This window comes from Olleya sp. NP1-10, from assembly GCF_055804415.1.
The window spans coordinates 1236819-1254075 of sequence record NZ_CM147840.1 but is presented as its reverse complement, the minus strand read 5'-3'; the positions used below and the strand labels follow the sequence as shown (position 1 = coordinate 1254075).

11 protein-coding genes and 1 pseudogene are annotated in these 17257 nt (G+C 31.5%); 5 read left to right on the top strand and 7 right to left on the bottom strand.

Annotated elements, in window-relative coordinates:
* Positions 1-5: 5 nt before the first annotated feature.
* Together AC0L4B_RS05740 and AC0L4B_RS05735 are read right to left on the bottom strand one after the other, a co-directional pair.
* Positions 6-3971 (bottom strand): thrombospondin type 3 repeat-containing protein, encoded by a 3966-nt coding sequence (locus AC0L4B_RS05740; protein ID WP_473438934.1) that lies wholly within the window; start codon positions 3969-3971, stop codon positions 6-8.
* A gap of 90 nt (positions 3972-4061) precedes the next feature.
* The gene (locus tag AC0L4B_RS05735) at positions 4062-5405 is read right to left on the bottom strand and encodes a deoxyguanosinetriphosphate triphosphohydrolase (protein WP_473438933.1); all 1344 of its coding nucleotides are present in this window, start codon (positions 5403-5405) and stop codon (positions 4062-4064) included.
* 221 nt (positions 5406-5626) lie between these two features.
* Here AC0L4B_RS05735 and AC0L4B_RS05730 point away from each other — a divergent pair, with 221 nt between their 5' ends.
* Together AC0L4B_RS05730 and AC0L4B_RS05725 are read left to right on the top strand one after the other, a co-directional pair.
* Positions 5627-6904: an autotransporter outer membrane beta-barrel domain-containing protein gene (locus AC0L4B_RS05730; protein ID WP_473438932.1), complete on the top strand. Its 1278-nt coding sequence runs from the start codon at positions 5627-5629 to the stop codon at positions 6902-6904.
* An 85-nt stretch (positions 6905-6989) separates the two neighbouring features.
* Positions 6990-9842: a TonB-dependent receptor gene (locus AC0L4B_RS05725; RefSeq protein WP_473438931.1), complete on the top strand. Its 2853-nt coding sequence runs from the start codon at positions 6990-6992 to the stop codon at positions 9840-9842.
* A 79-nt stretch (positions 9843-9921) separates the two neighbouring features.
* On the opposite strand, the gene AC0L4B_RS05720 is transcribed toward AC0L4B_RS05725, so the two are convergent.
* The gene (locus AC0L4B_RS05720; RefSeq protein ID WP_473438930.1) at positions 9922-10278 is read right to left on the bottom strand and encodes a toxin-antitoxin system YwqK family antitoxin; all 357 of its coding nucleotides are present in this window, start codon (positions 10276-10278) and stop codon (positions 9922-9924) included.
* A 284-nt stretch (positions 10279-10562) separates the two neighbouring features.
* Between AC0L4B_RS05720 and AC0L4B_RS05715 the strand changes: the two are divergent.
* From AC0L4B_RS05715 to AC0L4B_RS05705, 3 genes and pseudogenes are all read left to right on the top strand, one after another.
* Positions 10563-12859, top strand: a pseudogene (locus AC0L4B_RS05715) (anion permease).
* An 83-nt stretch (positions 12860-12942) separates the two neighbouring features.
* Positions 12943-13662: a DUF6503 family protein gene (locus AC0L4B_RS05710; RefSeq protein WP_473438929.1), complete on the top strand. Its 720-nt coding sequence runs from the start codon at positions 12943-12945 to the stop codon at positions 13660-13662.
* A 65-nt stretch (positions 13663-13727) separates the two neighbouring features.
* Positions 13728-14579, top strand: a complete 852-nt coding sequence (locus AC0L4B_RS05705) for an OmpA/MotB family protein (protein WP_473438928.1) — start codon at positions 13728-13730, stop codon at positions 14577-14579.
* 54 nt (positions 14580-14633) lie between these two features.
* On the opposite strand, the gene AC0L4B_RS05700 is transcribed toward AC0L4B_RS05705, so the two are convergent.
* The 4 genes from AC0L4B_RS05700 to AC0L4B_RS05685 all read right to left on the bottom strand — a co-directional run bounded on the left by AC0L4B_RS05700 (position 14634) and on the right by AC0L4B_RS05685 (position 16934).
* Entirely contained in the window at positions 14634-15380 is a 747-nt protein-coding gene (locus AC0L4B_RS05700) for a lysostaphin resistance A-like protein (RefSeq protein WP_473438927.1), read from the bottom strand.
* A complete protein-coding gene (locus AC0L4B_RS05695; protein ID WP_473438926.1) occupies positions 15380-15658 on the bottom strand; it encodes a hypothetical protein in 279 nt (92 codons plus the stop codon). Before AC0L4B_RS05695 ends, AC0L4B_RS05700 begins: the two co-directional genes overlap by 1 nt.
* 11 nt (positions 15659-15669) lie before the next feature.
* Positions 15670-15888 carry a hypothetical protein gene (locus AC0L4B_RS05690; protein ID WP_473438925.1) on the bottom strand — a complete coding sequence of 73 codons (219 nt, stop codon included), beginning with the start codon at positions 15886-15888 and terminating at the stop codon, positions 15670-15672.
* A gap of 122 nt (positions 15889-16010) precedes the next feature.
* Positions 16011-16934: a hypothetical protein gene (locus AC0L4B_RS05685; protein WP_473438924.1), complete on the bottom strand. Its 924-nt coding sequence runs from the start codon at positions 16932-16934 to the stop codon at positions 16011-16013.
* Positions 16935-17257 lie beyond the last annotated feature (323 nt).

Genomic DNA, 17257 nt, shown 5'->3' with positions numbered 1-17257 from the left:
TGTCTTTATTTTTTTATAATTTTTATAACCTCAGGAGAATCTACATTTAATTTAATAAAATAAATACCTGGATTTAAGCTTGCAAAAGGAACTTTAATAAAGTTTGAATTTCCTTTAACATAGTTTTTATTGATAACCATTTTACCCGTAACATCGTAAACTTGAACAATTACCTCTGATTGAGTTATCGTGTTTGGAAACGATATTTTCAAGTCATTTATAACAGGATTTGGACTTGCGATAATACTTAATGTGTTTTCTATTGAAGTTTTAAATGTTCCCTCACAAGCTTCAGCTGTTTTAATTTCTAATTCACCCGAACCAACTAGGTCTAACTCAAAATTTTGATCACTTGTAATCTTAACAATTTCTCCATTAAATAACACTGTGTAAGGCGCTGTACCTCTACTCATTTCCACGTAAGTGGTATCATTATCAATAGTATTGTTTATAATTTGTAAATCAATAACATCAGCTTCATCAATATTAATTTCAAAACATTGCTCATGAGATGTTCCGTCAACAGAAACACAAACAGTATACGCACCAACTGCTAAATCATCAAATGTGAATGAGTCAGCTGTAATTTGTTCTGACACATTCACACCATTACCTACAAGAGTTGCTGTGTAAGTCACATAAGTTTCGTTTACATTGACTATTACGGATCCATTATCTTGATTTTCACATCTTTCAGAAATAACTTCTAATGAAATATTATCAGCATTTAAATAACTTGTATCACAAGCATCACCAATACCATTTCCATTAGTGTCTTCTTGATTGGGATTTGCTGTTTCTAAACAATTATCAACATCATCAAAAATTCCGTCTCCATCATCATCTTGACAAACATCACCTACACCGTTTCCATCAGAATCTAATTGATCAGGGTTAGCTGCTAATGGGCAATTATCATCAATATCTAAAACTCCATCACCATCTGTGTCCTGACAAACATCACCAATACCGTTTCCATCAACATCGGCTTGATCTGGATTAGATGTATTTAAGCAATTATCTAGTTCATTAATGATTCCATCACCATCCTCATCTCCATTACCATCAATTTTAAATTCTCCAGAAAAAATTCCACGACCATAAGTAGCTGCAAACACCATATTGTCATCACGCACATCTAAATCTGTAACTTTAACATTTGACATACCATTGAATGCTTGATTCCAGTTAGGATTTGCATCTGAAAAATTATTAGTAAACCATACACCTAGTTCAGTACCGATTATAACTTCATTTGGATTTAATGGATTTTGCAAAATTGTTTTTACAGGCATATCTGGTAAATCTCCTTCTTTTTCTAACCAAGTTGTACCTCCGTCATTTGTATACCATATACTTTGAACACCGTAATTATGTATTGTTAAAAATATTTCATTTTCAGAAGAACCTATTTCAATATCCGAGATACTTCCGACAATTACATTATCTAAGTCTAACTCTGAAAAAACAGGTGAAGCATCTGCGTTTTCGACTTTAAAAACATCTCCTAAAATTGTTCCAATATAAAGTGTTGAAGATGTAGTAGTATGTGGAGAAACTGTAAAAGCAGTTGGAGTACTATCCAATTCTGGATCAGAAATATCTGAAGCCACTAATGTATTCTGAGCTTTAATACCCGAATATCTTTTAACTATGACACCTGCACTATTAGTATAATTAGAATATAAAATATCTAAATTAGAATCTAAAGCCTGAGGATTTATAAAAGCACCATTAGATTCAGATTCATTGTTAACAGTTATAATAGTATTAGCTGCATAATTAAAAACATTAATACCCGAATTATATACATAGTTTGTAACTAGGTACTGATCTGTTCCATCTTGATCAAAAAAGGTAAATGCACCATCACCTCCTGAAGCTTCTTCTGAAGAAGAAGCTTGATTTGGATTTGCGTCTTCGAACAAATGCGTTCCATTATCTTGTAGTCCACCTGCAAAATAATCTCCTTCAAATGCAGTTGTAGGTGCGACACCTACGGTATAAAATTGAGACGTATTATAGTCTTTATTTCTTGACGAGGTTATTGCCCCAGAATTAGCAGAATAATACACTCCTCCATCATTACCAAATGCAACAGTTGTCGAAGATCCGTTGGCAAAAGTCATGGCGTGTTGATCAGAATGAACTTCTTGATAACCAAACCCGCCATACCAATGAGAAAATTGAGCCCAAGAAGAGCCACCTGTATTGGATTTAAATAAATCAATCCCTCCTGCATAAATGATTTGATCATTGTTAGGGTCTACTTCAAGCATTAAATCGTAAAAAGCTTGATTTCTTGTAAAATCATTAGCATCTATCCCAGTGTCTGCATCATTAGGCAAAGTCATAGAGTTACTAGTAGCGAATGCATCTGATGTTTTTTCCATTACTACAGGATTAACTGTGCCCTGCGCTAAAACATAAACTTTTTCTGAATCTGATGATGACACAGCAATTTGAGTTCTATTAGCGTTTGGGACATTTCTTACAACATTAAAATTATCACCATCACTAGAACGAAATATAACTCCACCTCCTTCACCAAACACAGCACTGTTAATTGTTGATAACCATATATTATTATCTGCACCTATTTCAATATCATTTGGACAATATTTTCTATTATTACTAGTTAATGGCATATTTATTTCTCCCCATGTAGAACCATTATCAACAGACTTATATAAACCATAATCTGGACCTGTTAAAAATGTCGTAGAATTTGCTGCTCCATAAAAACTATCTCCTGCTGCAACATAAACTTCAGAAACACCGTTATTATTTCTTACTTTAATATCGTTAACAAACTGTATGCCTGGAACTAAATTTCCAGTAAAAGTATCAATTAAAGGACTTAACGAACCATTAACAGTTCCTGATAAAATAGCTTGTTCAATTATGTCTCCATCTTCTTTAGAAATCATAACTGATGGAATTGTTATGGTAGTATCATCTCCTCCCATTGGTATTGGAGTACCGTATACATTATTAATCATTATAACACCTATAGCTCCTGCATCTTCAGCGTATCTAACTTTATCATCAAAATTACAGCTCCCTCTTCTTATCACTGCTATCTTACCTGTCGCATCTCCTCCAAAAGAAATACATCCTAATGTTGGGTCCGCTGATTCAGTATCATTGGATAAAATTAGGTCAGCAGTAATTACAGTTGAAATTTCTGTACCAAAAGCTACTGTAGGATATGATGCGTAATCTGCAGCGATACTACTTGGTGTATTAATAGTTACATTAGAAGCAGACTCAAATGTTGTAGGTCCAGATATTCCTCCAAAAACTTTTGTCCATGTTGTTCCTGCGTCTTCAGACTTCCAAACCCCATCACCATTTACATCTCCACTAACATATGACTCTCCAGTACCTAAATAAAAAACATTTAAGTTATTTGGATCGTAAGTGATACAACTTACTGCTAAATTCTCTGGAATATCAATCCTTTGCCAACCTGAGTCAGGATTTGATATATTTGTATTTTTCCATAAACCTCCACTTACTCCACCTGCAAATAAAGTTTCGTTTGTAGTATCATTAGGGTCAAACATTATAGCTCTAGTACGACCACCAACATTATTTGGACCTCTTTCAATCCAACTATTATCTATAGCGTCTCCAGGTACTCTCCCCGAAGCTAAAAAGTTTTGTCGTTTTAATTTTTGATCAGCTCTAATTTGTTTTAAATTCTCTGATGTTGGTCTACCTAAAACAGGATTCATGGTTAATTCCCATTCTTGCTCATAATATTTATTTGGAGTTAAACCTGCAGCTTTTCGCTCTGGCTTAGACAGTTTCAACACTTCCTTATAAGGACTTGCCTCTAAGTGTTTTTTGTGTATTTCTTTTACGCTAAGCTGTTTGGAAGATTTTGATTGTTCAAAATTAAACAAAACAAAAAACGCAACACATGCAATTGCAAATGCTGCTAGGATAGTGATTTTCTTTTTCATTAGTTATATTTAGGAACTCAAAAATAAATACTTTTATCATTTATTTAAGAGTTTTTTTGTTAAAATAACAACACAAACCCAAAAAAACTACTACAAATTAAACCCTCTAATCTTTTTGTACTCTAAAATAGCTTGACTATCTGTCATTAATGAAACGTAATGACAAACATTTAGCAACCTATGGTATAAACTATCAATATTAAAATCTAAAACTTTAGGCAATCCTTTTAAGATTAAGGTGTCATAATTAGAGTTATTACCAGAATAATTATTGTTCACAGCTTTAGTATAAGTATGTAAAAGCGTATTTAAGACTTGGTAACCAGAAATCTCTTTATCAACGACTTCTTTAGATTGATAAACTTTTTGAACACTAACTTTGATTATATCGTTAATTTGTGCTTCATATTTACTTTTATCTAATAAACCTATATTAAATTCTCCTTTTAATATAGGTTCTTCATTATCCATAAATATATTTACAGCTTCATTTATTAATGTATTAATAGCCAAAGCCCTTAAATAACTTATTCTATCCTTAGTATTAGTTAATTGATGATATTTGTTAGTATTAATAGTATCTCTAACTAAATTGATCAAATACTCTAAAGCGTATTCTTCTTCTATTAAACCTAAATTAATTCCGTCTTCAAAATCAATTATAGTATAGCATATGTCATCTGCAGCTTCAACTAAAAATGCCAAAGGATGACGAGAATAGTTTACTGAGTTAACCTCACCTCTACTAGACATACCTAGCTCATTTGCGACATCAATAAATGCTTCTTTTTCAGATTGAAAAAAACCATATTTTTTATCAGCAATATGCTTTGTTGGTTTTTTAGGTAAAGATTCTTTTGGATATTTTGTAAAAGCACCTAAAGTTGCATAACTCAAACGCAAACCACCTTCGCGACCAGCTCTACTTTGTGTGACAATTTTAAAACCATTGGCGTTACCTTCAAAATCACATAAATCTTGATACTCTTTTTTAGATAAATCTTCTTTATACTTTTGTCCTTCTCCAGATATAAAATACTCACCAATAGCTTTCTCTCCAGAATGACCAAATGGAGGATTACCAATATCATGCGCTAAAGCTGCAGCTGCTACAATAGCACCAAAGTCATTAGGTTGATAGCCATGAACGGTTTGTAAATGTGGATATTTAGCTAATATTTTTTGTCCAACACTACGTCCTAAAGAACGCCCTACAACACTAACCTCCAAACTATGTGTTAATCGTGTATGTACAAAGTCTGTTTTAGACAAAGGTATTACCTGAGTTTTATCTTGAAGACTTCTAAACTCTGAAGAAAAAATAATACGATCGTAATCCACCTCAAAACCTAAACGTGTTTCGTTCTGTTCTTTTCTTAATCTTTTATTAGTATCTCCAAAACGCTTTAAGGATAGTAGTTGTTCCCAATTCATGTCATTTATTTTTAGTGGCAAGATAAGTAAATGCAATAAAATCTAATACATCTTTTAGTGTTAACTAAATGTTTTGTATCCCTAAAAAATACAAATATCTCATAACATTAATCTAACCTTTTAGTGATTAACAGTTAATTTCTAGTTAACATAGACTTTACAGTTTAGAAGTTTCTTTGTGAAAATATTTAAAACCAAAAAACACAACTAAATTTTATAAAATGAAAAAAGTATTATTCCTATCATTTGTCTCATTATCTATGGCATTTACCTCTTGTATTCAAGATGATGATACACCAATTATTATTGAAGAAACTACTATAATAAATAACAATGACCCATCTGTAGATGAAACTAGTTGTATAGTAAAATCTGGTGGTATAGCAATTGACGAAACATGGACTGCAGACAACTGTTATATTATAGACAGAAAAGTAGTAGTACAAGAAGGTGTAACTTTAACAATTGAGCCAGGAACTATCATCAAAGGTCGTGCTGGACAACAATCTTTATCTTCTGCATTAATCATTGCTAGAGGAGGTAAAATCATGGCTGAAGGAACAGCTGACCAACCAATTATTTTTACTGCTGAAGCAGACAACATCGAGATTGGATCTACTACTGGTACTAACTTAAACGAAACTAACGTTGGTCTTTGGGGAGGAATTATCATTTTAGGAAGAGCTACTTCTTCTTTACCTGGTGATGTTACAGAAGCACAAATTGAAGGAATTCCTGCTAGTGATACTTTTGGATTATATGGTCCTGGTGATGAGCCAGCTGTTGATGACGAAAACTCAGGTGTTTTAAAATATGTTTCTATCCGTCATGGTGGAGCTTTATTAGGTGAAGGAAATGAAATTAACGGATTAACACTTGGTGGTGTTGGATCTGGAACGACTATTGACAACATTGAAGTTGTTGCTAACAAAGATGATGGTATCGAATTTTTTGGAGGTACAGTTAACGCTTCTAATTTATTAGTTTGGGCTCAAGGTGATGATGCATTAGACGTTGACCAAGCTTGGTCAGGTACAATTACAAATGCTGTTGTAGTATTAGGAGACGATTCTGATCACGCTTTAGAAATTGACGGACCAGAAGGATCTATCAACGGATCATGTATATTAAACGACTTAACTTTAATTGGAAATGGTGATATTGGATCAGAATATGCTGATTACAGAAGTAACGCTCAAGTTTCTACTAACAACGTATATGCTTACGGATTTGATGCTTCATCTGATGTAGAATTAGATAATGATGGTGTTGCAACAAACTACAACAACGGATTAGTAAGCTTTAGCAACTGGGAAGTTGTTTTACCAACTGGTATTACTGCTGTTGAAGACATTTTTGTAAACAAAGCTACTACAGTTACTGTTACAGGTTTTGGATCTGAAGCAAATGCTGTTGCACAAGGAAGCCAAACTACAGGAGCTAACACTGCTAACTTAAGCTGGACATACTCTAATGTTGCTGGTAGTTTAGGATTCTAAAAAACATTAAATATTAAATGCTCACATCCTTTTGAAATATACTGGAGTGAGCATTGCTTTTATTTCTCATTCATTCTTAATTAAAATGAAAAAACTTAAACACATATTACCTTTTATTCTCTTTCTAATCACCTTTTCTGTTTTTTCACAATCAGGATACGTAACAGGTAAAGTAATAGATGGTGACATAAACGATGTATTAGCATTTGCTAATGTTGTCGTTAAAAACACAACAAAAGGAACGACTACTGACTTTGATGGTAAGTATAGTTTAGAATTAGAAGAGGGTACTTATACAATTGAGTATTCTTTTTTAGGTTATGAAACTAAAGAAATCACAGACGTTGTTGTTTCTGCTGGCAAAGAAGTAATTGTTGACGTTACTATTAATCCTGCAAATAGCCTAGATGAAGTGGTTATAACAACTTCAACTAAAAGAAATACAGAAAGTGCATTGTTAAGCATACAGAAAAAATCTGTTGTAATGCTAGATGGACTATCTGCACAATCTATCAAAAAAACAGGTGCAGGTGATATTGCAGCTGCAGTCAAGAGTGTTCCCGGAGTTTCTGTACAAGGCGGTAAATACGTTTATGTTAGAGGTCTTGGAGACCGTTACACAAAATCTATTTTAAATGGTGTTGATATTCCTGGTTTAGATCCAGACCGTAACACAATACCTATGGATATATTCCCTACAAACATCATTGATAATGTAATTGTATTAAAATCTGCTTCTGCAGAATATCCTGCAGATTTCACAGGAGGTATTGTAAATATTGTAACTAAAGATTTTCCGACTAAAGCAGAATATTCATTATCTATTGGTACAGCATACAATCCCGACATGCACTTTAAAGACAACTTCTTATCTTACAGCGGAAGTAACACAGACTTTTTAGGATATGACAATGGTAAACGTAACAGAAAAATCAACAGATACCAAAACATTCCTGGGACTTTTGAAGACAGAACACTACTTACATCTTTAACTAAAAGGTTTGACTCACAACTTGGTGCAGACGTAACAACTAGCAACCCAAATTACAACTTCGGATTTACTCTAGGTAATCAATATGATGTTGGAGACGATAACAGGTTAGGGTATCAAGCGTCTTTCTCTTATAAAAGCAACACAACACTTTATGAAGACAGAGTGGACGGAACTTATATAAAAAACCGTTTTGACTCTTCAGTAACAGATTTGGGTATCAATAGAGTTGTAACTGGTACATCTGGTCATGAAGAGGTACTTGTAAATGGACTTTTAGGTTTAACTTATAAAACAGATCATTCTAAATACAAATTAACTGGTTTACATATTCAAAATGGAGAATCCACAGGTGGACGTTACAACTTAGTTATAAGTGAAGATAATGCTGGAGGTGCTTTACTAGACGCTACAGGAGACGAGATTTTATATACACAAAGATCTCTTACAAATTTTGCTTTAGAAGGAGACCACTCGTTAAATAGTGATTCTGACTTAAAGTTTGACTGGGTTTTATCACCATCTTTTTCAACTGTACAAGACAAAGACCACAGAACAACCACTTTAAGAATTGTCGACATAGGTAACGATGTTCAATATCAAATTGACCCAAGTTCTGTTGGTAATCCAACACGTATCTGGAGAAACTTATCTGAAGAAAGCTGGGTATTGAAAGGAAATATCACTAAAAACTATAAGTTATTTGACAGAGCTGCTAAATTAAAATTTGGAGCTGCATACACTTATAAATATCGTGATTTTAATTCTGATCAATATATTTTTGAAACAACATCTTCAGTGGTAGAAAACGGAGACGTTAACACCATATTAGCTGATGAAAATATCTGGACACCAACCACTGGTGAAGGGACATTTTTAGATTCTAATAACATTTTTCAACCTGCTAACTCATATGAAGGAGAATCTAACGTTGCTGCAATGTACATCTCTAACGAGTTTAATGTAAGCGAAAAATTAAAAGCTATCTTAGGTTTAAGAACTGAGCAATACTATTTATTTTACACAGGTGAAATTGATGGCGAGTCTGTTACTGGAGAAAAAACTATCGACGAGTTTGATTTGTTTCCTTCGGCTAACTTAATCTTTGCTTTAAATGATGATTCAAACTTAAGAGCGTCTTATTCTAGAACAACTGCAAGACCTTCTTTTAAAGAAGCTTCTACAGCACAAATCTTTGATCCAATTACAAACAGATTCTTTATTGGAGGTTTAGACAACAAAACTTTCGATCCAATTAGACCTACATATGTAAATAACTTTGATGTACGTTATGAGTTATTTAGAGAAAAAGGTCAAATGATTGCTTTTAGTGGATTTTACAAAACCTTTACGGATCCAATCGAATTAACATTTTTCCCTTCTGCTCCAAGACAAATGACTGTTGCTAACTTTGGTGATGCACAAGTACTTGGTGCTGAGGTAGAATTTAGACAAAACTTAGGATTCATTACTGAAGATTTCAGCAACTTTAACTTTAACTTTAATGCATCTGTTATAGAATCTAGATTAGAAATGACTGATCAAGAATACAACAGAAGAGTTACTAATGCTAGAGATGGCGAAACTATTGAGGACACTCGTGATTTACAAGGTCAGTCTCCTTACTTAATCAACGCTGGATTAGATTATAATAATTCTGAAATAGGTTTTAGAGCTGGTTTATTTTTTAATGTACAAGGAGAAACTTTAGAAGTAGTTGGTACAGGAGATGTACCAGATGTCTACACATCTCCTTTTAACAGTTTCAATTTTACTTTAAATAAAACTTTTGGTGAAAACAAAAACTCTGCAATTGACTTTAAGGTTAAAAATATCTTAGGAGACAAAAGAGAAAGTGTTTATCAATCTTTTGGTACTGAAGACCAATTATTTTCTTCTAGAAACCCAGGAACTGAAATCTCTTTAGGTTACAGCTACAAATTCTAGATATAGATTTAATTATCAATAAAAAAAGAGCTTTTACAATGTAAAAGCTCTTTTTTTGTGTTTTATACTTTTGTATAATTTAATCTCTTGTAGCAATAGTTGTTTTGTTGTTCCAAGTGTTGACAGTTACAATAGCGTTATTAGAATAATCTACTTCGCTTAAGTTATTGTCTGACCAGAAAAACCATTTTCCAACTTTTACACCTTTGTCATACTCACCAACAGCTAATTTTTTTCCTTCTACATCGTACTTTGTCCAAACACCTTCTAGTTTGTTGTCCTTTGTAAAAAAACCTGTTTGAGCAACCTGTCCATTGTCATAAAAGAAAGTCGCTTCTAGTAAATTTCCTTTTTTCTCTATAGTAGGTGTATTAACGTCCTGTGCTGATACAAAAGCTGTAAATAGTAATGCTAATGCTAAAAATATCTTTTTCATATTCGTTTGGGTATTAATGATTACATAACAAATATAACATTTATTTTACGATAAACAAACATTTGCGTAACATTAAATTAACATTAGAATTTCAATATGCTGATTTTAAGGTATTTAAAAACAGTTCGATTTGACCATTCAGTTAACATTAGGAATCTATTATCTCTAAAATTAGGATATTAATAACAAATATTGTGATTTATTATGATTAGAACATAACATTAAATTAACATTGCGTTGGATTTAAAACAAGAAATTTGTGCTCGAATATTACATTCTTTTCAATGGAAAACATTTATCTATTTATGATTATTGCTTTAGCTATTTTAGCTATTGCAGATTTAGTTATTGGTGTTAGCAATGATGCAGTTAATTTTTTAAACTCTGCTATCGGATCCAAAGCTATATCTTTTAAAACCATAATGTTAGTCGCTAGTATTGGTATAGCGCTTGGAGCAATATATTCTAGCGGATTAATGGAAGTTGCTAGAAAGGGAATTTTTAACCCTGAACAATTTATGTTCAGCGAGATCATGATAATTTTTATGGCAGTTATGATAACTGACATATTATTATTAGATTTTTTCAATACGGTTGGAATGCCAACATCAACTACTGTTTCAATAGTTTTTGAATTACTTGGTGCTGCTGTAGCTGTTTCGTTATTAAAAATATGGAGTAAAGGCGGTTCTTCTTCAGAAGTTATCCAATACATAAATACATCTACAGCAACAGATATTGTTGTTGGTATTCTACTCTCGGTCGTTATAGCCTTTTCAATTGGAGCAATAGTACAATGGGTTACAAGGGTATTAATGTCATACGACTTTCAGGATAAAGCTAATTGGATTGGTGCACTTTTTGGAGGTATTGCATTAACTTCTATAACATATTTTATTTTTATAAAAGGGATAAAAGGAACGCCATATGCAAATCAACAATTTGATTTCACAGATGGTTTAAAAATTAAAGACTATCTAGAAGCTCATGTTTTTAAAATTGTTAGCATTAGTTTGATACTATGGACAACAGTTTCATATTTAATTATGACTGCTTTAAAAACTAATATTTATAAAATAATCATTTTAGTAGGTACGTTTGCTTTGGCATTAGCGTTTGCTGGAAATGACCTGGTTAATTTTGTTGGAGTACCAATTGCTGCTTGGCATGCGTTTCAAGAATATGTTGCGCAAGGCATTCCTGCAAATCAATTATCTATGGCATTTTTAACAAAGCCAGTAGAAACGGATTCCTTGCTATTACTAATAGCAGGTATGATCATGGTTGTTACTTTATGGTTTTCTAGTAAAGCAAAAGACGTCGTAAAAACATCATTAGATTTATCTAGTCAAAGTGATACTAAAGAACGTTTTGAACCTAACTTTTTATCTCGTGGATTTGTACGTCTAGCTGTAGCAGCATCAGAAATGAGCAGCTACATTATACCTGAAAAGTGGCAAAAAAAATAGACAAAAAGTTTGAACAACCAGCTGATACTGTAGTATATAAAGAGGACGAAAAACCAGCTTTTGACTTAGTAAGAGCTGCTGTCAACCTAATGGTTGCTGCTGTATTGATATCTATAGCAACTTCTATGAAACTACCTTTATCAACAACTTATGTTACTTTCATGGTTGCAATGGGTACCTCTTTAGCTGATAGAGCTTGGGGAGCAGAAAGCGCAGTCTATCGTGTTGCTGGAGTTATAAATGTTATTGGAGGATGGTTTTTTACTGCTTTAATCGCTTTTGTTGCTGCTGGACTTATTGCTTATTTGTTAAGCCTTAACGTCAGATTAATGACACCAATATTACTTCTGGTTGCCTTTGGTTTACTAATTAGAAATTATGTATCGCACAACAAGAAAAATAAAAAAAATAAAGAAGAAGACAGCTTAATAAAGGCAGAAAGCAGCTCTGTACAAGGTGTAATTCAAGAAAGTGCTCAAAATATTGCTAATGTAATAAGACGTGGTAATAAAGTTTATACAAATGCCATTAACGGATTAGCAAAACAAGATTTAGATTTATTAAAGAAAAATAAAAAACAAATCACCAAATTGTCAAGTGAAGTTGATGATTTACGTGACAACATTTTCTACTTTATTAAAAATTTAGACGAGTCTAGTTTAAGTGCTAGTAACTTTTATATAAATATTTTAAGTTATTTACAAGACATGACACAATCTTTAGAGTACATTTCTAAAGTCAGTCATAAACATGTACATAACAACCACAAAAAACTAAAATTTAGTCAAATTAAAGAATTAAAAGAAATTGACGATCGTTTTGAGCGTCTGTTTGAAAATACTCGTGTAGTTTTTGATACAAGATCTTTTGAAGATATTGGCAGAATACTGACTAAAAAGAATGAGATTATAGGACTTGTAACGTCTAAAATACAGAAACAAGTGGAACGAACTAGAACTGAAGAATCTAGTCCAAAAAACACAACACTATACTTCAGCCTATTATCCGAAACTAAAGACTTACTTAGTGCTACAATGAATTTATTAGAAGAATATCATAACGCACATGATAGTTCTGTTACTCCAGCATCAATCATTGATGAGTCAGAATAAATCATAACAAGTTACAAAAACACTAAAACCATCAGTTTAACTGATGGTTTTTTTATACATTAGTCTCAAACACAAGCCATACCATGAAATTAATCTACATAATGATCTTACTGTTAACGACAACCTCTATTACAGTAGCTCAACAAATATCAGGTCCTCAATTACTTGATAAAGCAATACAATACCATGATCCAGAAGGTAATTGGTCAACATTTAATGACACATTAAATATTATTATGACTATGCCTAAAAGCGATGCTAGAACTAGCCAAATTGTAATAAATCTTCCAAAAGAATATTTTTCTGTTACAGCAAAAAAAGACACCACTACAACACAATACACAATCATAAAAGATTCTTGTATTATAAGTCTAAATGGAAAGCAAAAATTAACAGAGAAACAATTAAAAAAGCATAATCTAAGTTGTGATCGTGCGACATTGTATAAAAACTACTACACCTATTTATATGGACTCCCAATGAAACTAAAAGATAAAGGGACAATAATAAATCCTATAATAAAAACTGTAAACTTTAAGGGTAAAACTTATTTGCAACTAAAGGTAAATTATGATTCAGAAATAGGTAGAGATGTATGGTATTTTTATTTTAATCCTAAAACGTATGCAATGGAAATATATCAGTTTTACAAAACAGATAGCAAAGGACAATTGGATAAAAACTCAGGAGAATACATTATGCTTACTGATATTAAAACCATAAAAGGAATTAAAATCCCTAAATCTAGAGCATGGTATTATAATAAGGATGACAAGTATTTAGCCACAGATAATCTAAATTAATTTTAAGAAAACATCTAAAAGCACTTTTTCTTCGTAGATACAATAACTAAAAATTTTAAGTATTTATGAAAAAAACATCCATAGCACTAATCGCTTTAGTAGTATTAAGCTCTTGTGTTTCTAAAAAGAAATACGTTGCATTAGAAGAAAAAAACGGAGAAATTGCTAGTCAACTACAAAAAACTCAAGTTGAGAAAGAAGATCTGGAAGCTAAATTCGCTAAAATTGAAGCTAGAGTTACCGAGTATAATTCTAAAATAAATAATCTTACTGATGAAGTTGGTGTACTTACTGAAGAGAATCAAACAAAATTTGATGCTGTTGGTAACAAAGCTGTAGTTTCTGAAAAAGCAAAAATAGGGATGCGTAAAACGTTAAGTGACGTTGATCCTGAAATAATGAAAAACTACACTACTTTAGAAGATTCTATGAACTTAGCTTTATCACTTAACTTAAAGAAATTTGTAGACACTACAGATTTAGACGAAAGTGATGATATTGCAATTAACATAGATGAAACTGTTGTTATGATATCTATCTCTGATAAAATGTTATTTAACAGCGGAAGCTACAGAATAAGCAATAAAGCGGATAAGATTTTACAAAAATTAGCTGATGTTATAAATTCTGAGCCAAGTATTGATGTTATGATTGAAGGTCACACAGACTCAAGAACAATCAGTACAGACAAGATTGCAGACAATTGGGATCTAAGTGTACTACGTGCAACATCTGTGGTTAGAAAGCTTCAAAAAGACTTTGATGTAGCTCCAGAAAAATTAATTGCATCAGGAAGAAGTAGCTACCAACCATTAACAGAAAATGATACTAAAGATGGACGATCTAGAAACAGACGTACACGTATTGTGATCTTACCTAATATTGATAAGTTTTTTGCTTTAATGGCATCTAACTAACACCTATTACTTATAACACTATTTAAAGCATCCAGAAATGGATGCTTTTTTGTTTTAAAACGAATAAAAGCTATAATAATCCAACATAAGAATTATAAAATTGTGTGAAAAATGGATAATAATACCTAACCAAAGCGTATTGTATTTATACCTTAAATAACCTAATAGCAATCCAAATGGAAAAATCCACAAAAAAGAAAATATTGAAAAATGAATCAATGCAAATAAAAAAGCGGTTGCTATTATTGTCAGTTTTTGATTGGTGACTTTTAATAACTGATTAAACAGAACACCTCTAAAAGCTAACTCTTCAATAATTGGTGGTAAAATAGCTATAAATAATATGGACCAAAACAATGGATAGTCAAGGTACTGGTAAGATTCGTAATAATTTGCTGCTTCAATATCAGAAAACAAGTAATTGGCATATTCTATAAAAAAATAAACAAAAAAACTAGTAATTATTGGTGTGAGCACTGCAAAACCAATAAGCTTAAAGTTTAATTTTTTAAAATTATAAAGACGTAAAACAGGTTTAAAATCTAAAGATGCAAAACCTAACACAATACAAGCAAAACCAGTTTCTACTATTAAATCGGCTTCCAGATTAAAAGGAAAATTAAGATCTATAAAATACACTATTACCATAAACACTAGCATAGCAATGTAAAAAGCAATAATAATGTTTACGTTTTTTATTTTAGTATTGGTCACAGTTTTTACAACTGACTGTCCACATTGCGAGCAAAACTTAACTTCTGGTTTCAATAAATTATTACAATGCTTACAGTTTATATCCATTAAGCTAATTTATTTACAGAAGATGCAGAGTGAATTCCTTTGCCTAAGTAAGCTATTATTACAATTTTCCAAATAATACCAGACACTAAAGTCAATGGATCTGCAATAGCAGTTATTACAATAATGGTAAGGTACAATAATAGACCTAATAGCAATGCTATCAAAGGTTTTTGTTTAGACCAAGTCCCTAAAACAATATAAATAACACCTACAATAATATTAATAATTAAAGCAGTAACATCTTTACTTCTTAAAAATATAAACAAACCAAAAACCATTATAATTCCGGCTATAACATATAGCGTTGTTCTAGCAGACTTAATCTTTTTTCTGCGTCCTTAGATCTTCTTTTATCCATGACACGCTTTGCATAAAATTTAGCAACATCCTCTTCAGTTCCTTTTAAAGGATAACCACATTCATGACAAAAAAGCGAGGCTTCATCATGAGGTGTGTCACAATGATTACACTCTAACGCATTGGTTATAATTTTTGGTGCTTCTTCCATTATTAATTAGTTAACGACTAGTAATATACTATAATATTATAGTTTTTAAATAAAAAAAGCATCCAGAAATGGATACTTTTTTATTATTTAAAACTCAAACCATCTCAAACGAGATGTTAATATTAAGCAGCAATACTCATGTTTGAAAAATTATATCCTAAAATTTCGCTAATCAAGTTAATCGATGCCTTAACTACAGAATCGTATGTTGGCTCACCTTCAACATAAACTAACTCATTAGAAACATCTATTAAAGGTCTCATACTGCTTCTTTCTTTGATATAAAAGACTTTAGAAGCTCCTTTGTAATTCATTTCAAATGAAATTTCATCAACTGTATAGTTATCCCTAAATTGTATTTTTTCATTTTTATTTAACTTAGAAAAAAACAATTTATATAATTCATTCTTACAAATAGCATGATCTCTATTACCTAATAATCTAAACTCCCTTATATCTTTTCCTTTATAACTGCCATTACCCCATAATGTTAATTGAACATCTTCTTTGATAACATTTTCAATTAACTTTATTTTTTTAAGCTTGCCATGAATAATAAAATTAGACAAATAATTATAATTCAAAGCTGGTGTCATTATAAGTCTATAATCTTCATAACCTGACACTTTTAAAAAAGACTGAAAACCTCTTTCAAATGCAATTTTAACACCATGCTTAGATTTGCTTTCAAAAACAACATAACCATATTTAGAATTTTTAGGAATATAAAATAAAGAAAATAAGGTTCTACTCTGAAGTTCTTCTATATTCACTCTATAATTCAATTTATTTGTCTTTGCATTTCTAACACAAACTTCTTCTCCAGTGTAAGCTGAATCAAAACTAGTTATTAGAGTCCTATCTGCTCTTAAAAAATCTATTTTTGAGCTTATAGAAAACGCTCTTTCCCCTCCTCTAGCATCAAAATACTTTATTCTTTCTTTTCTTAAAGAATGATAATATTGATTACAGATTTGAAGTAAATCATTTTCTCCATTAAATAAACTTAATGTTTGTTCTTCTTTGTCATTGTTAACGAGTGCCACTCGATAAAAATTCAAATTCATTTTAAAATTAGAATTATAGTCCTTGTTTTATTTATTAACAAGAACTGTTAATAATTTAATTATCAATGGAAACCTTTGTTTACATTGAGGTTACATGATAATTCTTCTTTATCGAAATTATTAACTTGTCAAGGTGAAACTATTTTTGTTTCTTTGAAGAAGAAAGTAAGAGATTTACATCTCGTATTATTCTTTACAAAATAGGAGTAGGAACCAATTATTGTACAAAATATAGACAAGAGGGATATTTCACGATGTCCCTTTTTCTGTACTTATCTTCAGCTTTAAAATACACTACATAT